At 70.7% G+C, this 21,554-nt stretch carries 20 protein-coding genes and 5 tRNA genes; 18 read left to right on the top strand and 7 right to left on the bottom strand.

The window, feature by feature from the left end:
- Window positions 1-9 precede the first annotated feature (9 nt).
- Window positions 10-3,687, bottom strand: coding sequence for a sensor histidine kinase (locus ACZ4E1_RS18785; protein ID WP_467540444.1), 3,678 nt, complete (start codon window positions 3,685-3,687; stop codon window positions 10-12).
- 561 nt (window positions 3,688-4,248) lie between these two features.
- On the opposite strand from ACZ4E1_RS18785, the gene ACZ4E1_RS18780 reads away from it, so the two are divergent.
- The 9 genes from ACZ4E1_RS18780 (at window position 4,249) to ACZ4E1_RS18740 (ending at window position 8,242) form a co-directional block, all read left to right on the top strand.
- Complete coding sequence (locus ACZ4E1_RS18780; RefSeq protein WP_399129446.1) at window positions 4,249-4,437, top strand: hypothetical protein; 189 nt, start codon at window positions 4,249-4,251, stop codon at window positions 4,435-4,437.
- A gap of 97 nt (window positions 4,438-4,534) precedes the next feature.
- Window positions 4,535-5,320 (top strand): fumarylacetoacetate hydrolase family protein, encoded by a 786-nt coding sequence (locus tag ACZ4E1_RS18775; protein WP_399129447.1) that lies wholly within the window; start codon window positions 4,535-4,537, stop codon window positions 5,318-5,320.
- Window positions 5,313-6,788: a glutamate--tRNA ligase gene (gene gltX, locus ACZ4E1_RS18770; protein WP_467540441.1), complete on the top strand. Its 1,476-nt coding sequence runs from the start codon at window positions 5,313-5,315 to the stop codon at window positions 6,786-6,788. The genes ACZ4E1_RS18775 and gltX overlap by 8 nt, the downstream gene beginning before the upstream one ends.
- Before the next feature lie 105 nt (window positions 6,789-6,893).
- On the top strand, window positions 6,894-7,613 hold the full coding sequence (locus tag ACZ4E1_RS18765) for an HAD family hydrolase (protein ID WP_467540439.1): 720 nt from the start codon (window positions 6,894-6,896) through the stop codon (window positions 7,611-7,613).
- A gap of 88 nt (window positions 7,614-7,701) precedes the next feature.
- Window positions 7,702-7,773 (top strand) — tRNA-Gln (locus ACZ4E1_RS18760).
- Window positions 7,774-7,815: 42 nt separating this feature from the next.
- Window positions 7,816-7,888: transfer RNA gene (locus ACZ4E1_RS18755), tRNA-Glu, on the top strand.
- 63 nt (window positions 7,889-7,951) lie between these two features.
- A tRNA-Glu gene (locus ACZ4E1_RS18750) sits at window positions 7,952-8,024 on the top strand.
- A 31-nt stretch (window positions 8,025-8,055) separates the two neighbouring features.
- Window positions 8,056-8,127, top strand: a tRNA-Gln gene (locus tag ACZ4E1_RS18745).
- Window positions 8,128-8,169: 42 nt separating this feature from the next.
- Window positions 8,170-8,242: transfer RNA gene (locus tag ACZ4E1_RS18740), tRNA-Glu, on the top strand.
- Between the two features lie 167 nt (window positions 8,243-8,409).
- On the opposite strand, the gene ndgR is transcribed toward ACZ4E1_RS18740, so the two are convergent.
- Entirely contained in the window at window positions 8,410-9,126 is a 717-nt protein-coding gene (gene ndgR / locus ACZ4E1_RS18735; protein WP_010984119.1) for an IclR family transcriptional regulator NdgR, read from the bottom strand.
- Between the two features lie 190 nt (window positions 9,127-9,316).
- Here ndgR and leuC point away from each other — a divergent pair, with 190 nt between their 5' ends.
- The 4 genes from leuC to ACZ4E1_RS18715 all read left to right on the top strand — a co-directional run bounded on the left by leuC (window position 9,317) and on the right by ACZ4E1_RS18715 (window position 12,712).
- Complete coding sequence (gene leuC, locus ACZ4E1_RS18730) at window positions 9,317-10,741, top strand: 3-isopropylmalate dehydratase large subunit (protein WP_467540437.1); 1,425 nt, start codon at window positions 9,317-9,319, stop codon at window positions 10,739-10,741.
- 6 nt (window positions 10,742-10,747) lie between these two features.
- Window positions 10,748-11,341 carry a 3-isopropylmalate dehydratase small subunit gene (gene leuD / locus ACZ4E1_RS18725; RefSeq protein WP_467540435.1) on the top strand — a complete coding sequence of 198 codons (594 nt, stop codon included), beginning with the start codon at window positions 10,748-10,750 and terminating at the stop codon, window positions 11,339-11,341.
- 313 nt (window positions 11,342-11,654) lie between these two features.
- Complete coding sequence (locus ACZ4E1_RS18720; protein ID WP_467540433.1) at window positions 11,655-11,894, top strand: SCO5555 family protein; 240 nt, start codon at window positions 11,655-11,657, stop codon at window positions 11,892-11,894.
- Window positions 11,895-12,025: 131 nt separating this feature from the next.
- Window positions 12,026-12,712 carry an HU family DNA-binding protein gene (locus ACZ4E1_RS18715; protein WP_467540431.1) on the top strand — a complete coding sequence of 229 codons (687 nt, stop codon included), beginning with the start codon at window positions 12,026-12,028 and terminating at the stop codon, window positions 12,710-12,712.
- Window positions 12,713-12,838: 126 nt separating this feature from the next.
- Here ACZ4E1_RS18715 and ACZ4E1_RS18710 read toward each other — a convergent pair whose 3' ends face one another.
- Window positions 12,839-13,042, bottom strand: coding sequence for a hypothetical protein (locus ACZ4E1_RS18710; protein WP_467540429.1), 204 nt, complete (start codon window positions 13,040-13,042; stop codon window positions 12,839-12,841).
- A 24-nt stretch (window positions 13,043-13,066) separates the two neighbouring features.
- A complete protein-coding gene (gene cofC, locus ACZ4E1_RS18705; RefSeq protein WP_467540427.1) occupies window positions 13,067-13,702 on the bottom strand; it encodes a 2-phospho-L-lactate guanylyltransferase in 636 nt (211 codons plus the stop codon).
- Between the two features lie 183 nt (window positions 13,703-13,885).
- Between cofC and ACZ4E1_RS18700 the strand changes: the two genes are divergently transcribed.
- Genes ACZ4E1_RS18700 through ACZ4E1_RS18690 form a run of 3 tightly spaced genes read left to right on the top strand, consistent with a single transcriptional unit; the run spans window position 13,886 to window position 16,917 of the window.
- Window positions 13,886-14,674 (top strand): lysophospholipid acyltransferase family protein, encoded by a 789-nt coding sequence (locus ACZ4E1_RS18700; RefSeq protein ID WP_467540425.1) that lies wholly within the window; start codon window positions 13,886-13,888, stop codon window positions 14,672-14,674.
- Window positions 14,671-15,681, top strand: a complete 1,011-nt coding sequence (locus tag ACZ4E1_RS18695) for an NAD(P)H-dependent glycerol-3-phosphate dehydrogenase (RefSeq protein ID WP_467540423.1) — start codon at window positions 14,671-14,673, stop codon at window positions 15,679-15,681. Before ACZ4E1_RS18700 ends, ACZ4E1_RS18695 begins: the two co-directional genes overlap by 4 nt.
- A gap of 57 nt (window positions 15,682-15,738) precedes the next feature.
- Window positions 15,739-16,917 carry a D-alanine--D-alanine ligase family protein gene (locus ACZ4E1_RS18690; protein ID WP_467540421.1) on the top strand — a complete coding sequence of 393 codons (1,179 nt, stop codon included), beginning with the start codon at window positions 15,739-15,741 and terminating at the stop codon, window positions 16,915-16,917.
- A gap of 206 nt (window positions 16,918-17,123) precedes the next feature.
- On the opposite strand, the gene ACZ4E1_RS18685 is transcribed toward ACZ4E1_RS18690, so the two are convergent.
- Window positions 17,124-17,621 (bottom strand): DUF3515 domain-containing protein, encoded by a 498-nt coding sequence (locus ACZ4E1_RS18685; RefSeq protein WP_467540419.1) that lies wholly within the window; start codon window positions 17,619-17,621, stop codon window positions 17,124-17,126.
- A gap of 20 nt (window positions 17,622-17,641) precedes the next feature.
- Entirely contained in the window at window positions 17,642-17,875 is a 234-nt protein-coding gene (locus tag ACZ4E1_RS18680) for an Lrp/AsnC family transcriptional regulator (protein ID WP_188336642.1), read from the bottom strand.
- Between the two features lie 278 nt (window positions 17,876-18,153).
- On the opposite strand from ACZ4E1_RS18680, the gene ACZ4E1_RS18675 reads away from it, so the two are divergent.
- Together ACZ4E1_RS18675 and thiD are read left to right on the top strand one after the other, a co-directional pair.
- A complete protein-coding gene (locus ACZ4E1_RS18675) occupies window positions 18,154-19,227 on the top strand; it encodes a thiamine-phosphate kinase (RefSeq protein WP_467540417.1) in 1,074 nt (357 codons plus the stop codon).
- The gene (gene thiD, locus ACZ4E1_RS18670; RefSeq protein ID WP_467540415.1) at window positions 19,224-20,108 is read left to right on the top strand and encodes a bifunctional hydroxymethylpyrimidine kinase/phosphomethylpyrimidine kinase; all 885 of its coding nucleotides are present in this window, start codon (window positions 19,224-19,226) and stop codon (window positions 20,106-20,108) included. Before ACZ4E1_RS18675 ends, thiD begins: the two co-directional genes overlap by 4 nt.
- On the opposite strand, the gene ACZ4E1_RS18665 is transcribed toward thiD, so the two are convergent.
- A complete protein-coding gene (locus tag ACZ4E1_RS18665; RefSeq protein ID WP_467540413.1) occupies window positions 20,060-21,454 on the bottom strand; it encodes an FAD-dependent monooxygenase in 1,395 nt (464 codons plus the stop codon). The two genes, thiD and ACZ4E1_RS18665, sit on opposite strands and share 49 nt — an antisense overlap.
- Window positions 21,455-21,554: the final 100 nt, after the last annotated feature.

Below are 21,554 nucleotides of genomic sequence, written 5' to 3'. Positions count from 1 at the left end.
CTGACTCAACTAACGCTCCTGCTGGTGAGTGGGGCGGGGGTAGCTGCCCGTCTGACCGGTGCCGTTGGCCTGCCGGCCCTGCTGGATGCCCCGACGGAGGTTGGTCAGGCGTCCCCGCACGTCGTCGGGCGCGCGGGAGACCTGGGGACCCGCCTGGGTCTGCTGCTCCTGAGCCGTGCCCGCCACGAGGTTCGCCCGGGGGACACGACGAGGCAGACCCGAGACGGTGACGCCACCGGCCGCGGGCTTGCGCACCCGCTCGGCCTGACGCATCAGTTCGTCGTTCGGGGACTGCCGCCAGGACGCGGGGTCCTGGCCGGGGTCAGCGGCCGTCACCGGGCGCGAGGGCGCGGCGGCGGGAGTCTGCGGACGCTGCGGCGGGAACGGCGTCTGCTGCTGCGGGGCCTCCGCCGGACGCGGGGCGCCGCGCTGCGGCAGGTCCTGCTGCTGGGGCTGCTGGGGCCGGCGCGGAGCCTGCTCCTGCTGGCCCTGGCGCCAGTTCGTCTCCAGCGTGTCGAACAGCGGCGTCCGGTTGTCGACGGGACCGCTGGCCGGCGGCAGGTACTCGTCCTGCGCGGGCTGCGCCGGAATGCCCTGCTGCTGCGGCGGGAACGGGCGCTCGAACTGACCGGTGGACGACGGGTCGTGGTACCCGTTCGCCTGCGGCGCCGGCCCGTTCGGTACGCCGCCGTAGACGTCGGGGCGGGCGAAGGCACCGGTGTCCTGGACCGGAGCCGGCCGCGGCGCGTCGAAGTCGGGACGGGCGAACTCGGCCGTGGCGCCCGGACCCTGCCGGTCGTCACGCACCGGCGGGAACTGGGCCGTGGAGTCCGGCTCGTCGTGGCCGCGCGGGGCGTCGAGGTGCGGCTGCGCGTTCTCGTCGCTCCAGCTGGGCGTGCGGGGCTGCGGGTTGCCGCCCGGCAGCTCGGCGCGCGGACCGCCACGCGGCGGCAGCACCGGCCGGCCGCCCTGCGGCTGCTGCGCGGCCGGCCCGTTCGGGTCGGCGTGGGTGCGCTGCTGCGGCGGGACCGGACCTCGCATGCCGGAGTCGAACAGGCTGCCCGTGGCGGACGGCCCGGACGGACCCTGCGGGTTCTGCGGGTTCTGGGAGCGCGCGGGCTGCGGGGCCTGCGCGCGCTGCGGCGCCTGGGGGCGCTGGGGTATCTGGGGGTGCTGAGGGTTCTGCTGCCCCTGCGGCAGCCCCGGCTGCCCGTTCTGCTGCGGATTCGGCTGACCCTGCGGGTTCTGCGCGTACTGCTGACCCTGCGGGTTCTGCTGCGCCTGCGGGTTCTGCTGGTTCTGCGGGGCCGCAGGACCGCCGTCCCGGCTGGGCAGCGCCGCACGCGGGCCACCGGTACCGGCGCCGACCTGCGGACGCGCCGCCGACGGACCGGCACCGAGCCGGCCCGCCGAGCCGTTGCCCGCGCCACCGCCCTGCACACCGCGACGCGCGGCGGCGACACCGGCCGCGGCCTGCGCGGCGGCCGGACCGCCGGACTGGCCGGGAGCCGGCTTGCCGGGCGCCTTCTTGCCGCCCTGCGCGACGTCGACGGGCAGCATGACCAGCGCGGTCGTACCACCGGAGTCGGACGGGCGGAGCTGGATACGGATGCCGTGACGCTGCGACAGACGACCGACCACGAACAGACCCATGCGGCGCGACACCGAGACGTCCACGGTGGGCGGCGACGCGAGCCGCTCGTTGATCGCCGCGAGGTCCTCGGGCGACAGACCGATACCGGTGTCGTGGATCTCGATCAGCACACGGCCGTCGGGCAGCGCGTGACCGGTGACCTTGACCTTCGTCTGCGGCGAGGAGAACGAGGTCGCGTTCTCGAGCAGCTCGGCGAGCAGGTGCACGAGGTCGTTGACCACGCGGCCGGCGACATCGGTGGCCGGCACGGCGGCCAGCTCGATGCGCTCGTACTGCTCCACCTCGGACGCGGCGGCACGCAGCACGTCGACGAGCGGCACGGGCCGCGTCCAGCGACGGCCGGGCTCCTCACCGGCGAGGACGAGGAGGTTCTCACCGTTACGACGCATGCGGGTCGCGAGGTGGTCGAGCTTGAACAGCGAGGACAGCTGGTCCGGGTCGGCCTCACGGGACTCGAGCTCGGAGATCAGCGACAGCTGACGCTGGATGAGGCCCTGCGAGCGGCGCGAGAGGTTGGTGAACATCGCGTTGACGTTGCCCCGCAGAAGGGCCTGCTCGGCGGCGAGACGGACCGCCTCGCGGTGCACCTCGTCGAACGCCGCGGCCACCTTGCCGATCTCGTCGCGGGAGTGCACACCGACCGACTCCACGGACGTGTCGACGTCCTGCGGGTCGGACTCGGAGAGCTCCTTGACGAGCTCGGGCAGACGGTCCTGGGCGACCTTGGTCGCCGTGTCCTGCAGCCGGCGCAGCGAGCGGATCATGGACCGCGCCACGACGAAGGCGCCGACGAGCGAGACGCCGAGCACGAGGAGGATCAGCGCACCGTTGATGATCGCGGAACGCTCGGACTCGTTGCGCAGCTCGCGGGCCTGCTGCTCCATCTCGTTGAGCAGCGTCAGCTCGATGCTGGACATCTGCTGGATGCGGGAGCTGTCGGCGTCGACCCAGTCGCGGTACGAGCGCTTGTCCTGGGTGCGCAGACCGTTGCGGTCGCGCAGCACGCGCTCGGCGTAGCTGTCGGCGGCCTTGATGGTCGCGTTGTTCTCGTCGAGCGGCTTGAGCAGCTCCTCGGCGGCCACGTTGCCGTAGACGCTCTTGAACGAGTCGAGCTGCGAGTCCTGGTTCTCCTGCGCGGCCTTGGCGTACTGCCGGTCCGTCTCGGAGAGCGAGCCGTAGCTCTTGCCGTTCGGCGGCAGCGCGGCGGCGATGATGGCCCGCTGCTCGGACGCGTACTCCTTGGCGGACGAGAAGGCCGCCAGCGCACGCGTGCGCTGGATCATCTCGGGGCTGCTGGTCGCCTGCGCCATGTCGGTCGACAGGGAGAGCAGCTGGTTGATGATGCGCGAGTACGCCTCGACGGTCTGCGAGGAGTTCTTCGGGTTCTTGTACGCGTCCTGGCGGATCTCGTTGAGTCCGATGAGGTCACGGGCGATCTGCACGGCGTGCTCGCGCACACCGTTGAGGCTGCCGGCGCCGCCGTCGCTCTCGATGTCCGTCGTGCTCTGCAGGAACGTGTCGCGGGCGCGCTTGGTCTTCTCGCGCGCCGCCTTGATGTTGAAGTCTTCGTTCGCGTTCGCGCCGTTGGCCAGCGGACCCGCGGACTGGTCGCGCTCCTCCTGGAGCGCGGAGGCCAGGTCGGTGGCCTGCTTCGTCATCTCGGTGAGCAGCTTCATGTTGTCGAGCTGCTCGATGTCCGCGAGGGACTCCGCGATACGCAGCGCGCCCAGCGAGGTCGCGGCGACCACGGGAAGGGCCAGCAGCGACACCAGTCGCGTCGAGATGCGCCAGTTGCGCAGCGCCATGCGCGAGCCGGGACCCGTGGGGCCCTTCGACTTCACGGACGGCGCCGCGGGCGCGGTCGGGCCCTCGGACATGCCGGGGCGCCCGTCGCGCTCCGGGCCGTCGACGGACGCGGTGCGCCCCGGGTTCTGGGCGTGCGGGGGCTGGGAACCGCCGGCTATCGGGCCGGTCCCGCCGCGCGGCTCCGGCTCCGCCGCAGCGCTGCCATCCCTGTTCTTACGTCCCTGCACTAGCGTCGCAACCTCTGGACCAGGCGCCCGTCCGCGAGAGCGGACCAGGCGGTGTCGGCGTAGTTCGAGGGGCGACCTGAAACGCCCCCCTGTGGTCGTGAGTGACCGGCGCTGGCTCCCCCTTCCCGCCGCTGCTCGGCGCTGAAGCGCGCCCCCGTGCGCCGGTTCGATACCCGCGGCGGTCCCGGGAATTCCAGCACAGTGCAGGATCTCCAACAAGGGCAACGGGATCTGGCACACCTTCCGTGACACCAAGTGAAGGCAGGGTTACGAGGTGTGGAAGATGATCTAGGGGAAAACCGGACGATCAGGGACGTTGTACGTACGGGCAGGGGGTGTCCCAGTCGCCATGATCGGGAGCGGAATGGCGGCTTCAGATACGGAATGTCCGCTTCTTCGGGGCTGATTGGCCGTCCGAAAAACCCCATTTGGGCACCCTCTCGTGAGCAAACTCACACAGGGACGATCACAACTTCCCGGCTTTCGACGGGAATCAGATGTTTAGCCTGAACGCTTTGCAGGGATGGCCCATCCGACGACCGAAGGTTCCTGAGCACTCTCATGAAGACGACGACGATGTTCCACAAGATCGCCAACCCGCGCCGCACCACGCTGGCGCACCTCGAGGACGCCGGCGACCTCCAGACCGCCCCCGCCCTTCCGGAACACTCGGTCGACCTCCCCACGAACACGGCCAACCCGAAGCGCACGATCCTCATGGTCGCCCCCGAGGTCGTCCCGGCCGCCTGAGGCCGCCCGGCCTGTCAACCCCCGAAGCGATAGCCTGGAGCCCGGTCGACCCAATCCCGGGCCCATCGCAGAACGTGACAAAGGGGCGCAGCCACCCGTGCGGATCGCCAGATTCTCCATCGACGGAAACGTCGCCTTCGGCGCGGTCGAGGGCGACAAGCCCGACGAACTGGTGCTCGACATCATCAAGGGCATCCCGTTCGCCGACTTCGAGCTGAGCGGCACCAAGGTCCCGGTCAGCAAGGTCCGCCTGCTGCCCCCCGTGCTCCCGAACAAGGTCATCGCCTTCGGCCGCAACTACGCGGAGCACGCGAAGGAGCTGGGCAACGAGGTCCCGGACGCCCCCTTCGCCTTCTTCAAGCCCTCGACGTCCGTCATCGGCCCCGGCGACGCCATCCAGTACCCCTCCTTCTCCGAGGAACTGCACCACGAGGCCGAGCTCGCCGTCGTCATCGGCCGCATGTGCCGCGAGGTCCCGCGCGAGCGCGCGAACGACGTGATCCTCGGCTACACCGCGGCCAACGACGTGACCGCCCGCGACGTGCAGAAGCGCGAGAAGCAGTGGGCCCGCGCCAAGGGCTTCGACACGTCCTGCCCGCTCGGCCCCTGGATCGAGACGGACCTGGACCTCAAGGCCGCCTCCGACCTCACCATCCAGTGCACGGTCAACGGCGCGCAGCGCCAGCTCGGCCGCACGTCGGACATGATCACGCCCATCGCGGACCTGATCGCGAACATCTCCGAGGCGATGACCCTGCTCCCGGGCGACGTCATCCTCACGGGCACCCCGGAAGGGGTCGGCCCCCTCAACGTCGGCGACGAAGTCGCCGTCACCATCGAAGGCATCGGCACTCTCACCAACAAGGTTGTCAAGCGTGGCTAGCGCACCTGTACGCGTCCGTTTCTGCCCCTCGCCCACCGGTAACCCCCACGTGGGCCTGGTCCGCACCGCCCTGTTCAACTGGGCCTTCGCGCGCCACAACCAGGGCACTCTCGTCTTCCGCATCGAGGACACCGACGCGGCCCGCGACAGCGAGGAGTCGTACAACCAGCTCCTCGACGCGATGCGCTGGCTCGGCTTCGACTGGGACGAGGGCCCCGAGGTCGGCGGCCCGCACGCGCCGTACCGGCAGTCGCAGCGCATGGACATCTACCGGGACGTCGCCGACAAGCTGGTCGCCGCCGGCAAGGCGTACCCCTGCTACTGCTCCACCGAGGAGCTCGACGAGCGCCGCGACGCCGCCCGCGCCGCCGGCAAGCCGTCCGGCTACGACGGCCACTGCCGCGAGCTGACCGCCGAGCAGAAGGCCGCGTACGAGGCGGAGGGCCGCAAGCCGATCATCCGCTTCCGGATGCCCGACCGCACGATCACGTTCACCGACCTGGTTCGCGGCGACATCACCTACGAGCCCGAGAACGTGCCGGACTACGGCATCGTCCGGGCCAACGGCGCCCCGCTCTACACGCTCGTCAACCCGGTCGACGACGCCCTCATGGAGATCACCCACGTCCTGCGCGGCGAGGACCTGCTGTCCTCCACCCCGCGCCAGATCGCGCTCTACGACGCGCTCAAGGACCTGGGCATCGCCAAGGAGACCCCCGAGTTCGGCCACCTCCCGTACGTCATGGGCGAGGGCAACAAGAAGCTCTCCAAGCGTGACCCGCAGTCCTCGCTCAACCTGTACCGCGAGCGCGGCTTCCTGCCCGAGGGCCTGCTCAACTACCTGTCGCTGCTCGGCTGGTCGCTCTCGGCCGACCGCGACATCTTCTCGATCGAGGAGATGGTGGCCGCCTTCGACGTCAAGGACGTCCAGCCGAACCCGGCGCGCTTCGACCTCAAGAAGTGCGAGTCGATCAACGGCGACCACATCCGCCTGCTCGACCCCAAGGAGTTCGCGTCCCGCTGCGAGCCGTGGCTGAAGGCCCCCGTCGCCCCGTGGGCGCCGGAGGACTTCGACGAGGCGAAGTGGCAGGCCGTCGCGCCGCACGCGCAGACCCGCCTCAAGGTCCTGTCCGAGATCACGGACAACGTGGACTTCCTCTTTCTGCCCGAGCCCGTCTTCGACGAGCCGAGCTGGACGAAGGCCATGAAGGAGGGCTCCGACGCCCTGCTGAAGACGGCCCGCGAGAAGCTTGAGGCCGCCGACTGGACCTCCCCGGAGTCCCTCAAGGAGGCCGTCCTGGCCGCCGGCGAGGCGCACGGCCTCAAGCTCGGCAAGGCCCAGGCCCCGGTCCGCGTCGCCGTCACCGGCCGCACGATCGGCCTGCCCCTCTTCGAGTCCCTGGAGATCCTGGGCAAGGAGAAGTCGCTGGCCCGCATCGACGCCGCCCTGGCGAAGCTCACCGCGTGACCTCCGTCATGTGACGCACCTCGCGCGAAGGCCGGAACCCCCGAGGGTTCCGGCCTTCGCCCGTTTCCGGACCCGGCGAGCGCCCCGGCGACGTACGGTCGACCCATGCCGATCAGAGCCGTGGTCTGGGACATCGACGACACGATCTTCGACTACGCGAGCGCCGACACCGCCGGCATGCGCGCCCACCTCACGGCGGAGGGCCGGCTCGGCGCCTTCGGCGGCGTGGAGCGGGCGCTGGAGCGCTGGCGGGAGCTGACCCGCGCGCACTGGGCCCGCTTCGAGGCGGGCGTCACGGACTGGGAGGGCCAGCGCAGGGACCGCGTACGCGCCTTCGTGGACCCCTCGCTGGACGACGAGGCGGCCGACGCCTGGTTCCGGCGCTACATCGCCCACTACGAGGCCGCCTGGACCCTGTTCCCCGACACCGTGCCCGCCCTGGACGCACTCGCCGGCGGCTACCGGCACGCGGTGCTCTCCAACTCCTCCCTGCACAACCAGGAGCGGAAGCTGCGCGTCCTCGGGGTGCGCGACCGCTTCGAGGCCGTCGTCTGCGCCGCCGAACTGGGCGTCTCCAAGCCCGAGGCAGCCGCCTTCCACGCCGTCTGCGCCGAGCTGGCCCTCGCCCCGCACGAGGTCGCGTACGTCGGTGACCAGCCGGACACGGACGCGCGGGGCGCCGTGGAGGCGGGCCTGACGGGCATCTGGCTGGACCGCTCGGAGCAGGGCGGCCGGCCCGAACTCACCCGCATCACAGGCCTCGATCAGCTCCCCGCGCTGCTGGCGGGCGATACCCGTTTTGGAGCGCCGGACACCTTCGGGTAATGTTCTTCCTGCGCCGAGGGGAACGGGCCGAAAGGCCGAAACCCGGAAGCGCAAGCCAAGCAAGATCCCCCCGGGGATTGTGGTTTGGTGGCCTATGGTGTAATTGGCAGCACGACGGTTTCTGGTTCCGTTAGTCTAGGTTCGAGTCCTGGTAGGCCAGCTCGCAGAGCTCATCTGCAACCGTGGATTCCAGATCCACAAAGCCCCCGTTGTGTAGCGGCCTAGCACGCTGCCCTCTCAAGGCAGTAGCGCCGGTTCGAATCCGGTCGGGGGTACAGATCCTTCTCGTGAGGACGGTATGGGTAGCTCCCGCCGACCTTGATGTCAGGATCGCTAGGGCCCCCGTTGTGTAGCGGCCTAGCACGCCGCCCTCTCAAGGCGGTAGCGCCGGTTCGAATCCGGTCGGGGGTACTGGTCTAGGCCTGACAGGTCTAAACCGCCATGGCCTATGGTGTAATTGGCAACACTACGGTTTCTGGTACCGTCATTCTAGGTTCGAGTCCTGGTAGGCCAGCTCGCAGAGCTTATCTGCAACCGCGGATCTCGCATCCGCAAGGCCCCCGTTGTGTAGCGGCCTAGCACGCCGCCCTCTCAAGGCGGTAGCGCCGGTTCGAATCCGGTCGGGGGTACGCGAACGATCAGAGGCCCTTCCCGATACGTCGGGAAGGGCCTCTCTTCGTGCTGTGGCGATCTGGAGTGCCCGTACAACTCCGGCCGGTCGCTGCGGCGTTGAAGCGACCGGCCGGGGAACGGGCGGAGAGACGGAACAGGTGGTGGATCAGCCGGAGCGGCCGCGTCAGCCGGTGCGGCGCAGGGCCTCGGAGAGGCGGCCCGCGGCGTCGATCACGGCCTGGGCGTGCATCCGGCCCGGGTGGCGGGTCAGGCGCTCGATGGGGCCGGAGACCGAGACGGCGGCCACGACACGGTTGGAAGGGCCGCGTACGGGCGCGGAGACGGACGCGACGCCGGGCTCCCGCTCGCCGATCGACTGGGCCCAGCCGCGGCGCCTGACGCCCGACAGGGCCGTCGCCGTGAACCGGGCGCCCTGCAGGCCCCGGTGCAGGCGCTCCGGCTCCTCCCAGGCCATCAGGATCTGCGCGGAGGAGCCCGCCTTCATGGTGAGCGTCGACCCGACCGGGACCGTGTCCCGCAGGCCGGACAGCCGCTCCGCCGCGGCGACGCAGATGCGCATGTCGCCCTGGCGGCGGTAGAGCTGTGCGCTCTCGCCCGTGACGTCCCGCAGGTGCGTCAGGACGGGGCCCGCGGTCGCGAGCAGGCGGTCCTCGCCGGCCGCCGCCGCGAGCTCCGCGAGGCGCGGGCCGAGAATGAAACGACCCTGCATGTCGCGCGCCACCATGCGGTGGTGCTCCAGGGCCACCGCCAGGCGGTGGGCCGTCGGTCTTGCCAGTCCGGTGGCCGCGACGAGCCCAGCAAGGGTCGCGGGTCCGGACTCCAGGGCGCTGAGGACAAGGGCTGCCTTGTCCAGAACGCCGACGCCGCTACTGTTGTCCATGCGTCGATACTCCCGTCTCACTCTGTGAAACGCAAGTTCAATTTTCCGTGGAACTTGCCACTCTGGATCTCACACCGGCCCCGCGGGACAGAACGGGGCCCGGCCGTCGGCGTCCGGTACGAGGGGTACGGGCGAAGGCGATCCGAATCTCTAGTGGTGCCGGCACACCGAGCCGGCCGGAGGGAAAGCGATGGGTAGGACACTCGCGGAGAAGGTCTGGGACGACCACGTCGTCCGGCGCGCCGAGGGCGAGCCCGACCTCCTCTTCATCGATCTGCACCTGCTGCACGAGGTGACCAGCCCGCAGGCCTTCGACGGCCTCCGCAAGAGCGGCCGCCAGGTCCGGCGGCTCGACCTCACCATCGCGACCGAGGATCACAACACCCCGACCCTCGACATCGACAAGCCGATCGCCGACCCGGTCTCCCGGGTCCAGCTGGAGACGCTGCGCAAGAACGCCGCCGAGTTCGGCGTGCGCCTGCACTCCCTGGGCGACGTCGAGCAGGGCGTCGTGCACGTCGTCGGCCCGCAGCTGGGCCTGACCCAGCCCGGCATGACGGTCGTCTGCGGCGACTCCCACACCTCCACGCACGGCGCGTTCGGCGGTCTGGCCTTCGGCATCGGCACCTCGCAGGTCGAGCACGTGCTGGCCACCCAGACGCTGCCGATGGCCCGCCCCAAGACCATGGCCATCACGGTCGACGGCGAGCTGCCCGACGGCGTCACCGCCAAGGACCTGATCCTGGCGATCATCGCGAAGATCGGCACCGGCGGCGGCCAGGGCTACGTCCTGGAGTACCGCGGCTCCGCCATCGAGAAACTGTCGATGGAAGCCCGCATGACCATCTGCAACATGTCGATCGAGGCCGGCGCCCGCGCGGGCATGATCGCCCCGGACGAGACCACCTTCGCCTACCTGGAGGGCCGCGAGCACGCCCCCAAGGGCGAGGACTGGGACGCCGCGGTCGCGTACTGGAAGACGCTGAAGTCGGACGACGACGCGGTCTTCGACGCCGAGGTCGTCATCAAGGCGGACGAGCTGTCCCCGTTCGTCACCTGGGGCACCAACCCGGGCCAGGGCGCGCCGCTTTCCGCGAACGTCCCCGACCCGGCTTCGTACGAAGACGCTTCGGAGCGCCTCGCCGCCGAAAAGGCCCTGGAGTACATGGGGTTGGAGGCCGGGCAGGCGCTGCGCGACGTCAAGGTGGACACCGTCTTCGTAGGTTCCTGCACCAACGGCCGCATCGAGGACCTGCGTGCCGTGGCCGACATCGTCAAGGGCCGCAAAGTCGCCGACGGCGTACGGATGCTGGTCGTTCCGGGCTCCGCCCGGGTCGGTCTGCAGGCTGTCTCCGAGGGCCTGGACAAGGTCTTCAAGGACGCCGGCGCCGAATGGCGGCACGCGGGTTGCTCCATGTGCCTGGGCATGAACCCGGACCAACTCGCTCCCGGCGAGCGCTCCGCGTCCACGTCCAACCGCAACTTCGAGGGCCGGCAGGGCAAGGGCGGCCGTACGCACCTGGTCTCGCCCCAGGTCGCCGCCGCCACCGCCGTGCTGGGCCACCTGGCCTCGCCCGCCGACCTGTCCGACGCCCCCGTCGCCGCTGGAGTCTGATCAGTCATGGAAGCATTCACCACGCACACCGGCCGGGCCGTCCCGCTGCGCCGCAGCAACGTCGACACCGACCAGATCATCCCTGCTCACTGGCTCAAGAAGGTCACGCGGGACGGATTCGAGGACGGACTGTTCGAGGCCTGGCGCAAGGACCCCGAGTTCGTGCTGAACAAGGCGGAGCGCGAGGGCGCCACCGTCCTGGTCGCCGGCCCCGACTTCGGCACCGGCTCCTCCCGTGAGCACGCCGTCTGGGCGCTGCAGAACTACGGCTTCAAGACCGTCATCTCCTCCCGCTTCGCCGACATCTTCCGCGGGAACTCGCTGAAGAACGGCCTGCTGACCGTGATCCTGGACCAGAAGGTCGTCGACCGGCTCTGGGAGCTGGTCGAGAGCGACCCCCAGGCCGAGATCACGGTCGACCTCGAGGCGTGCGAGGTGCGCGCCGAGGGCGTCACCGCCCCCTTCGAGCTCGACGAGAACTCCCGCTGGCGCCTGCTGAACGGTCTGGACGACATCAGCATCACGCTGCAGAACGAGCCGGACATCGCTGCCTACGAGGCGAAGCGCCCCTCCTTCAAGCCGCAGACCATCCAGGGCTGACCTCCCTGGCGCCCGGCGGCGGACTGATCCGCTGCCGGGCAAGGCATATTCAGGCCACATCCGAAGGGCCCCGTACCCCCAATCGAGCATCGGTTGGGGGTACTTCCATGTCCGGCCCCGGGAGCCCTCCACGGGCCCGCGCGAGGCCCTTCGGGCGTGGTCAACTCCCCTGAACCGCAAGGTTGTTCGGCGAAAACAGGGGTTCGGGCGCCGTATCCGGCGATGGGCCGACCGGTGGACCCAGAAGCCCCTTGTGGCGCGGGAGTTACCCCCTGCGGAGGCGACAACTCGCCCCAGATGGCACAATCTGTGCATGGGACACGACGGCCAACTCCAGCTGTACACGGCGGTCGCGAACCAGCTCAAGGAAGCGCACTCCCGAGTGCGCGCACTGCAAGTCCCGGAGGGCGTACGGATGGCGCTGACCCGGAAGCTGCTGGTCATTACGGCCGCGGCCAAACACGATCTCGCCGGAGCGGCAAGGCGGCTGGAGCGATTCATGGCGGACCTCGACGACTTCGAAGAGGGTTCGTCCACCGAAGAAGAACTCTGAGGCAGTCGAGTCCGTTGCGGCACAAGGGTGATTAGCCCGTTTCGCGTTTGATTTGCGGTATATATCTGCCTAACGTGCGAAAAGCCGGGCCGAAAGAGATTCGTTCCGGCAATGTCTCCGAAGGGGAAGACGTGAACAAGGCGCAGCTCGTAGAAGCGATTGCCGACAAGGTGGGCGGCCGTCAGCAGGCCGCTGACGCCGTGGACGCCGTACTCGACGCCATCGTCCGTGCCGTGGTCGCCGGCGACCGCGTCTCGGTCACCGGTTTCGGCTCGTTCGAGAAGGTCGACCGCCCCGCTCGGTACGCCCGTAACCCGCAGACGGGTGAGCGCGTCCGGGTCAAGAAGACGTCCGTGCCCCGGTTCCGCGCGGGCCAGGGCTTCAAGGACCTCGTCGCGGGTTCGAAGAAGCTCCCGAAGAACGATGTCGCGGTCAAGAAGGCGCCCAAGGGCAGCCTGACCGGCGGCGCTTCGGCGACGGTCAAGAAGGCCGCGGCCAAGAAGACCACCGCGGCCGCGAAGAAGGCGGCGGCCAAGAAGGCGACGCCGGCGAAGAAGACGACGGCCACCGCGAAGAAGGCCGCCACCGCCAAGAAGGCGACGGCCAAGAAGACGACCGCCAAGAAGGCCACGGCGACCGCCAAGAAGACCACGGCCGCCGCGAAGAAGACGACCGCCAAGAAGGCGGCTCCGGCCAAGAAGGCCGCCACCGCCAAGAAGACGGCGCCCGCCAAGAAGGCCACGGCCAAGAAGGCGCCCGCCAAGAAGTCGACGGCGCGCAAGACGACCGCCAAGAAGGCCACCGCCCGCAAGAAGTAAGGGCCGACGCCACCCAGGGCTGCTCACACGCCGGGCCGGACTCCGTCAGGGGAGTCCGGCCCGCGGCGTTTGCGCAGTTCAGAAGGTCTGCGGTTCAGAGCGTCTGCAGTACAGAAGGTCTGCGGTTCAGAAGGTCTGCAGAGTCACCAGCACGATACGGCGGGCCTCGGCCTCGCCCTCCGTCTCGATGCGCACCCGCTGTCCGGGACGCAGCAGCCGCAGGCCGCCCGCGTCGAACGCGGCGGCGTCGAAGGGCACCGGAGTGCCGTCGTCCAGAAGGACGCTGCCGGAACGGGACGCGGAGTCGTACGTGTACGCGGTGGCCTGCATACCGGCAGCGTACTCAGTGTGCGATCAGTCCACGAGCAGGAGTCCCGCGGTGGCCCGGGCCGTGTGCGGGCCCACCCCGAGCGCCAGCGCGGCCCTCAGGTCCTCGCCCGTGTCGACGTCCTGGCGCACGGAACCCACCCCGGCCGGCGAGAGCTCCACCGCCCCCGAGGCCGTGTGCCGGGCGCGCGAGGCGCCGCCGAATGCGGGCCGCAATTCCCGTCCCGGGCCCGCGGCCAGGAACGTCGTACCGATTCCGGCGGCATCCGGCAGAAAAGCCCGCGGAAATGCACCGGCCGCGGCGAGCACCTCCGCCAATTCGGCGGGGCGCAGCGCGGGCAGATCCGCGTTGAGCGCCGCGACCGGTGCGGCGGGGCGCCCGGAGCGCACGGCGGCGGCCCCGTGCGCGAGCGCGGCGTTGAGCCCGGCGCCGGGGGAGTCGGGCAGGATGCGGGCGCCGAGCGTCGCGAGCGCGGCCCCGGCCCGCTCGTCGTCCGTGACGACCACCACATCCCCGACCCCCGCGCAGGCCGTCGCCGCGGCGACCGTGTCCTGCGCGAACGCGAGCGCGAGACCGGGCCGCAGGGCGTCCCCCGCCGCCGGTGCCAGCCTGCTCTTCGCCCGCATCAGGGGTTTCAGCGGTATCACCAGGGTCCACTGCACCCGCCCATTGTGACCTGTGCACGTCGTGTGGTGGATGAAAAGCGCTGGTGCGCACAGGTCCGCACAAGGGCGGTGGCGCGAGACGGGTGGGCGTACGGTGTTCTCGACAGACCGGTGGCCTGGGGCGACACTTGTGCGGCCCGGACAGGTACCGCCTGCCAGGTCCTAGAGGAAGGTGTCCGAGTGTCCCGCCGCAGAATCGGCTTCTGGTACCGCTTCGCCGCGGTCCTCTGCAAACCACCACTGGTCGTTCTGTTCAAGCGGGACTGGCGCGGAATGGAGCACATTCCGGCGGACGGCGGATTTATCACCGCGGTCAACCACAATTCCCATCTGGACCCGTTCCTGTACGCCCATTTCCAGTACAACACCGGACGAGTCCCGCGATTCCTCGCGAAGCACGGCCTCTTCAAGAAGGGGTTCGTGGGCGCCGCGATGCGCGGCACCGGACAGATTCCCGTCTACCGCGAGACGACGAACGCGCTGAGCGCCTTCCGCGCCGCGATCGACGCCGTGGAGCGCGGTGAGTGCGTCGCCTTCTATCCCGAGGGCACGCTCACCCGGGATCCCGAACTGTGGCCGATGATCGGCAAGACCGGCGTCGCCCGCGTGGCCCTGCAGACGAAATGCCCCGTCGTGCCCGTCGGCCAGTGGGGTGCCACCGAGGCCCTCGCCCCGTACGCGAAGAAGCCGCATTTCTTCCCGCGCAAGACGCACCACGTGCTGGCCGGTGAGCCCGTCGATCTCTCCGCGTACTACGACCGGGAGATCACGCCCGAGCTCCTGAAAGAGGCCACCGAGACCATCATGGTCGCGATCACCGCCCTCGTCGCGGAGCTGCGCGGCGAGCCGGCCCCGGAGAAGCGCTACGACCCGCGCGAGGCGCGCATCGAGCAGCGCCGCAAGTCCCAGGCGGACAGCGCGGGTTCGGCCTCCGCGTCCGGCCACGCCGTCAAGGAGAGCGAGAAGTGACCCGACCCGTGAAGGCCGCCGTCTTCGGCACCGGCTCCTGGGGCACGGCCTTCGGCATGGTGCTCGCCGACGCCGGGTGCGACGTCACCCTCTGGGGCCGCCGCGCCGAGCTCGCCGAGGCCGTCAACTCCACGCGGACCAACCCGGATTACCTGCCCGGCGTCGAGCTCCCCGAGAACCTGCGCGCGACCACCGACGCGGCCGAGGCCGCGGCCGGCGCCGACTTCACCGTCCTCGCCGTGCCCTCGCAGACCCTGCGCGGCAACCTCGCCGCCTGGGCGCCCCTCCTCGCCCCCGACACCGTCCTCGTCTCGCTGATGAAGGGCGTCGAGCTCGGCTCCGCCATGCGGATGAGCGAGGTCATCGAGGACGTCACCAAGGTCGGCGAGGACCGCATCGCGATCGTCACCGGCCCCAACCTCGCCCGCGAGATCGCCGCCCGCCAGCCGGCCGCCGCGGTCGTCGCCTGCCGTGACGAAGCGGTCGCACAGCGTCTCCAAGTCGCCTGTCACACCCCGTACTTCCGGCCCTACACCGAGACGGACGTGGTCGGCTGCGAGCTCGGCGGAGCGGTGAAGAACGTCATCGGGCTCGCCGTCGGCATCGCCGACGGCATGGGCCTCGGGGACAACACGAAGGGCTCGCTGATCACCCGCGGCCTCGCCGAGACCGCCCGCCTCGGCGTCGCGCTGGGCGCCGACCCGCTGACCTTCTCCGGGCTCGCGGGACTCGGCGACCTCGTCGCCACCTGCTCCTCGCCGCTCTCGCGCAACCACACCTTCGGCACCAACCTCGGCAAGGGCATGACCCTGGAGGAGACCATCGCGGTCACCAAGCAGACCGCCGAGGGCGTCAAGTCCTGCGAGTCCGTCCTCGACCTGGCGCGCCGCCACGGCGTCGACATGCCCATCACGGAGACCGTCGTCGGCATCGTCCACGAGGGGAAGCCGCCGGTCGTCGCTCTGAAGGAGCTCATGTCGCGCTCCGCCAAGCCCGAACGACGCTGAGCGACGGCCGTTGCGGGCGCTGACTCTCGAACTACCAGCAGGTACGCTCAACGCGATATGAGCAGCGAGAACCTCCCCCAGAGCCCTGCATCCGCCCTGTCGGGCGCTTCGTCGAGCGGGCAGAAGCCGCGCGTGGCCGTCGTCTTCGGCGGCCGCAGCTCCGAGCACGGTGTCTCCGTCGTCACGGCGGGCGCCGTGCTGCGCGCCATCGACCGGTCCAAGTACGACGTGCTGCCCATCGGCATCACGCGCGAGGGCCGCTGGGCGCTCACCTCGGACGACCCGGAGCGGATGGCCATCGCCGACCGCAAGGTGCCGGACGTCGCCGACCTGGCCGAGTCGCCCGAGGGCGGCGTGGTCCTCCCCGTCGACCCGGCCTCCCGTGAGGTCGTCTACACCGAGCCGGGCTCCGTGCCCAAGGTCCTCGGCGACGTCGACGTGGTCTTCCCCGTGCTGCACGGCCCCTACGGCGAGGACGGCACGATCCAGGGTCTCCTGGACCTGTCCGGTACCCCGTACGTCGGCTGTGGTGTGCTCTCCTCGGCCGTCGGCCAGGACAAGGAGTACATGAAGCGCATCTTCACCTCCTTCGGCCTCAAGGTCGGCCCCTATCTGGTGATCCGCCCCCGCGAGTGGGAGAACGACCAGGAGGGCGCCCGCCGCCGTATCGCCGACTTCGTGGGCGAGCAGGGCTGGCCGCTGTTCATCAAGCCGGCCCGCGCCGGCTCCTCGATCGGCATCACCAAGATCGACTCCTTCGACGGGCTCGACGAGGCCATCGAGACCGCTCGCGCCCACGACCCCAAGGTCATCGTCGAGGCGGGGCTCGTCGGCCGCGAGATCGAGTGCGGCGTCCTCGAGTTCGAGGACGGCCCGCGCGCCTCGGTCCCCGCCGAGATCCCGCCGGTCCAGTCGCACGACTTCTACGACTTCGAGGCGAAGTACATCGACTCGGCGGCCGGCATCGTGCCCGCGCCGCTGACCGACGCGGAGACCGCCGAGGTCCAGCGGCTGGCCGTGGCCGCGTTCGACGCCGTGTCCTGCGAGGGGATCGTCCGGGCGGACTTCTTCCTCACGGAGGACGGCGAGTTCGTCATCAACGAGATCAACACCCTGCCCGGCTTCACGCCCATCTCCATGTACCCCCGGATGTGGCAGGAGTCCGGCGTCAGCTACCCGGAGCTCGTCGACCGCCTCCTCGAAGCGGCCCTGCGCCGCTCGACCGGCCTGCGGTAGGCCTCCGGCCGGTGCCGGTGCCGGTGCCGGTGCCGGTGCGCGGCGTGTGCCGGGTGTGCGGGTCGGTGGCTGTCGTCGGCCCGCGTGCTCGGCTTTCGCCCGCTGGTTCGTCCGCGGGCCGGTGGGGGCTGGTCGCGCAGTTCCCCGCGCCCCTGGAGATGCGCACTTCGTGCGGCATCTCCTCCGGCCGGGTCAGGTCCGGCCGGTCAGTCCGCGATGCCCTTGGGGATGGCCTTCTTGATGGGTGCCGCCAGGTCCACCAGCGGGCCCGCGCCCCCCTGCGCCACCTGGTCCTTGGGGATCGTCACCTCGACGTACGCCAGGCGCGAGCCCGTCGTCATCCGCTGCGAGCCGTCCTTCAGCTCCTCGACGATCCACTCGACCCCGTCGACCGTCGCGGGCATGCTGTCCTTCTTCAGGACCGCGTCAGGCCACCCCACGCCGCAGCGCAGTATGATCGCCGGGCTTCCCCAGGCCGCGGTCAGGTCGGAGCGCGGCTCGGGGTCGTTGCGCTCGAGTCCGTCGATCTTCTGCGGCAGCAGTTCGTGCAGATTCCGGCACAGCCCGGTGACCTTCGCGTCCGGCTTGGGAACCGGCACCTCGGGCGTGTCATCCGTTGAAGCACAGCCCGAAACGGCGACGAACAGCAGTGACAGGGCGGGGAGCCCGACGAGAAGACGGCGCCGGTGACGGAAAGAGTTCACCGGCACAGGGTAGACGGGGGCTACAGGTGGACGACCGGGCAGGTCAGAGTGCGGGTGATGCCTTCCACCTGCTGGACCTTGGCGACCACCATGCGCCCCAGATCGTCGACCGTGTCGGCCTGAGCCCGCACGATGACGTCATAGGGGCCGGTGACATCCTCGGCCTGAATGACTCCTGGAATCTTCCCGATCAGCTCGGCGACAGTCGACGCCTTGCCTACTTCGGTCTGAATCAGGATGTACGCCTGTACCACGGAACCTCCAGGGCGACCACGAGGATCATGTGGGGAGAAGGGACGCCACGGTATCGCGTCGCCGCTCCTCGCGGGGAGACCCGGGGCGTCTGTGGCGTACCCACCGTGTACGCGCGGCAAGCACACAGGGATCGAGAAGGCGGGCTCGTGACGGAAACAGCGGGCAAGCCCGTGACAGAAACCGTACCCATGACAAGGACGGCCCGCGACCTCGCGCGGTCCGGGGCACAGGGCCCCGTCGACCGCCGGCGGACCCGGGCGGAAGGGGCAGTACGCGCATGAAGGGCACCGTCGGCGAGCTGGGGGAGTTCGGGCTCATCCGAGAACTGACCTCGCGGCTCACCACCACCCCGGCCGTCCGCGTCGGGCCGGGCGACGACGCCGCCGTGGTCGCGGCACCGGACCGCCGCGTCGTCGCCAGCACGGACATCCTGCTGGAGAACCGGCACTTCCGGCGCGACTGGTCCACCGCGTACGACGTCGGCCGCAAGGCCGCCGCCCAGAACCTGGCCGACATCGCCGCCATGGGCGCCGTGCCCACCGCGCTGCTGCTCGGCCTCGTCGTCCCCGCCGAACTGCCCGCCTCCTGGCCCTCGGAACTGATGGACGGCCTCCGCGACGAGTGCCAGGTCGCCGGCGCCGCCGTGGTCGGCGGCGACGTCGTCCGCGGCGACACCATCACCGTCGCCATCACCGCCCTCGGCGACCTGCGCAACCACGAGCCCGTGACCCGCGCCGGCGCACAGCCCGGCGACGTCGTGGCCGTGACCGGCTGGCTCGGCTGGTCCGCCGCCGGGTACGCCGTGCTGTCCCGCGGCTTCCGCTCCCCGCGCGCCTTCGTGGAGGCCCACCGCCGCCCCGAGCCCCCGTACCACGCGGGCCCCGCCGCGGCCGGCCTCGGCGCCACCGCCATGTGCGACGTCAGCGACGGCCTCATCGCCGACCTCGGCCACATCGCGGAGGCCAGCAAGGTCCGCATCGACATCAAGTCCGGCAAGGTCGACGTCCCCTCGCAGATGAACGACATCGGCCTGGCCGTCGGCGTCGACCCCCTCCAGTGGGTGCTCACCGGCGGCGAGGACCACGCCATCGTGGCCACCTTCCCGCCCGACGTGAAGCTCCCCGCCCGCTGGAAGGTCATCGGCGAGGTCCTCAACCCCTCCGCGCTGCCCCAGGTGACCGTCGACGGCGCCCCCTGGACCAGCAAGGGCGGCTGGGACCACTTCGGCGACGACCCCACCACGGGCGGCGGCCAGGGCAGCGGCCCCGGCGGCGCGCATGGCTCCGGCGGTCCGGGCGGCTCCGGCGGGCTCGGCGGCCTCGGTGGCTTCGGCGGGGAGATCGAGTCGTGACCGCACCCGGAGCGGCCCCGGCGCACTCCCGCCCCGTACGGGTCCTGACCGTCGCCGGGTCCGACTCCGGCGGCGGCGCCGGCATCCAGGCCGACCTCAAGACGATGCTCGCCCTCGGCACCCACGGCATGAGCGTGATCACCGCCGTCACCGCCCAGAACTCGCTCGGCGTCCAGGGAGCCTGGGAGCTCCCCGTGGACGCGGTGCGTGCCCAGTACCGCAGCGTCGTCGACGACATCGGCGTCCAGGCCGTCAAGACCGGCATGCTCGCCTCGCCCGAACTCGTCGAATGCGTCGCCGACTTGCTCGCCGGCACGGACGCGCCCGTGGTCGTCGACCCCGTCGGCGTGTCCAAGCACGGGGACGCGCTGCTCGCCGCGACGGCCCTGGACGCCGTCCGCACCCAGCTCCTGCCGACCGCCACGGTGGCGACCCCGAACCTCGACGAGGTGGCCCAACTCACCGGGATCCACGTCGAGTCGGAGGACGACATGCGCCGCGCCGCCGACGCCGTGCTCGCCTACGGGCCGCGCTGGGTGGTCATCAAGGGGGGACACCTGGGTCATGAGGCCTCCTCTGCGGGTACGGGCCTCGCCGGGGGATCCGACGAGGCGGTCGATCTGCTGACGGACGGGGTGCGGGAGCACTGGCTGCGGGCCCCGCGCCTCGACAACCGGCACACCCACGGCACGGGCTGCACCCTCGCCTCCGCCATCGCCGCGCAGCTGGCCAAGGGGCAGTCGGTGCCCGAGGCGGTGCGGGCCGCCAAGGAGTACGTGACCGGGGCGATCGCCGCCGGCTTCCCCCTGGGCGGCGGGATCGGTCCCGTGGATCACGGGTGGCGGTTGTCGACGCCGGTCGGGCGCGGCGCGGACGCCTGAGGCGCTGCCGCCGTCTCCGTCGACAGGGCGTAGTCCTTCAGCGTCAGATTGCTCGCCGCCTTCTCCGTGATGCGCTTGAAGACACCGGCCAGCAGACGCGAACTGAGCATCCGGTACGCCCGGTCGCGGCTGCGTATCTTCTTCTCGGTGGGCGGTGCCAGGAACGGCCCCGCGTTCCCGGACGTCTTCTGGCAGCCCTTCGCGTACTGCGTGATCTCCGCCTCGAAGGCCGCGAAGGCCGTGCGGTGGTCGCCGCGCGCCGCGACCAGCTCACCCGCCAGGACGTAGGCCGACACCAGCGCCGTGCCGGTGCCTATGCCACCCATGGTCGCGCCGTGCCCGGCGTCACCGAGCAGGATCACCCGCCCCTTGGACAGCCGGTCGATGTGGATCTGGGCGATGGCGTCGAAGTACAGGTCGTCGGCCTGGTCGAGCGCCTCGCGCATCTGCTCCACGTGCGGCCACGCGAGCCCGCGCAGCTTCTCCGCGACGATCTCCTTCTGCTCCGCGGTGTCCTTGCGGTCGTACGTGAGCTCCTCGGAGCTGAACACGACAGCCGCGCCCGCCCGCTCCCGATCCCCGTCGTAGTTGCTGATCATCGCCGTGCGTCCCGGCTCCGTGTACAGCCGGGCCGTGCGGTCCAGGCCCAGGTGGTTGGGCATGTCGAACCCCGCGACGTAGTACCCGAGGAAGCGCAGGTAGCGGGACTCGTCGCCGAACACCAGCCGCCGGGTGTTCGAGTGCAGGCCGTCCGCGCCGATCACCAGGTCGACCGTGCGGGGAGCGCCGTGGTCGAAGGTGACGTCCACCCCGGCCGGGGTCTCGGTGATCGAGGCGATCGAGTCGCCGAAGACGTACTCCACCGAGTCCTTCGTGCGCTCGTACAGGAGCTTGGAGAGGTCGCCGCGGAAGACCTCGACGTCGCCGCTCATCAGGTGCGCGGGCAGGTCGACCCGCTCGCTGCCGTCCGCGTCGACGATGATCTGGCGGCCCATGTCGGTCTGGATGCGGTGCAGCTCGTCCCAGATGCCCATCCGGGTGAGGACGGTGCGGTGGACGTGACCGCGGAAGTCGACGGCGAAGCCGCCCTCGCGCAGGGCCGGCGCCTTCTCCACGACGGTGACCCGGGCGCCCTGGCGGGAGAGCCAGAAGGCGATCGCGGGGCCGGCGATGCTGGCGCCGGAGACCAGGACGTCGAGGTGCGACAGCGGGGCGGGGAGAGGGGAGGAGGCCTGGGTGCCGGTGTCGGTGCCGTTGTCGGATTCGGAGTTGATGTCCGTGGTTGCGTTCGTGGTCGTGGTCGTCTGGGTCTTCGTGTTCGTGTTCGTGTGCGTCTGCTTCGTCATGTCACCGAGCTTGCGGTTCGGCGCTTACCGTTCGCTGACCGTCGGCTGACCGCGCCTTACCGACCCCTGACCGCGCCGCTGCTCCCGCCCCTCGAAGACG

The organism is Streptomyces sp. NPDC025806, from assembly GCF_055558275.1.
The sequence above is the reverse complement of the archived record's forward strand: the minus strand, read 5'-3'. Positions and strand labels throughout refer to the sequence as shown.

Bases quoted from the DNA above. Each gene is read 5' to 3' on its own strand.
- ACZ4E1_RS18780 (WP_399129446.1), top strand. From the start codon at position 4,249: ATGAAGACGACGACGATGTTCCACAAGATCGCCAACCCGCGCCGCACC.
- ACZ4E1_RS18710 (WP_467540429.1), bottom strand. From the start codon at position 13,042: ATGCAGGCCACCGCGTACACGTACGACTCCGCGTCCCGTTCCGGCAGC.
- ACZ4E1_RS18690 (WP_467540421.1), top strand. From the start codon at position 15,739: ATGAGCAGCGAGAACCTCCCCCAGAGCCCTGCATCCGCCCTGTCGGGC.
- ACZ4E1_RS18665 (WP_467540413.1), bottom strand. From the start codon at position 21,454: ATGACGAAGCAGACGCACACGAACACGAACACGAAGACCCAGACGACC.
- ACZ4E1_RS18765 (WP_467540439.1), top strand. From the start codon at position 6,894: ATGCCGATCAGAGCCGTGGTCTGGGACATCGACGACACGATCTTCGAC.
- leuD (WP_467540435.1), top strand. From the start codon at position 10,748: ATGGAAGCATTCACCACGCACACCGGCCGGGCCGTCCCGCTGCGCCGC.
- ACZ4E1_RS18675 (WP_467540417.1), top strand. From the start codon at position 18,154: ATGAAGGGCACCGTCGGCGAGCTGGGGGAGTTCGGGCTCATCCGAGAA.
- ACZ4E1_RS18720 (WP_467540433.1), top strand. From the start codon at position 11,655: ATGGGACACGACGGCCAACTCCAGCTGTACACGGCGGTCGCGAACCAG.
- leuC (WP_467540437.1), top strand. From the start codon at position 9,317: ATGGGTAGGACACTCGCGGAGAAGGTCTGGGACGACCACGTCGTCCGG.
- ndgR (WP_010984119.1), bottom strand. From the start codon at position 9,126: ATGGACAACAGTAGCGGCGTCGGCGTTCTGGACAAGGCAGCCCTTGTC.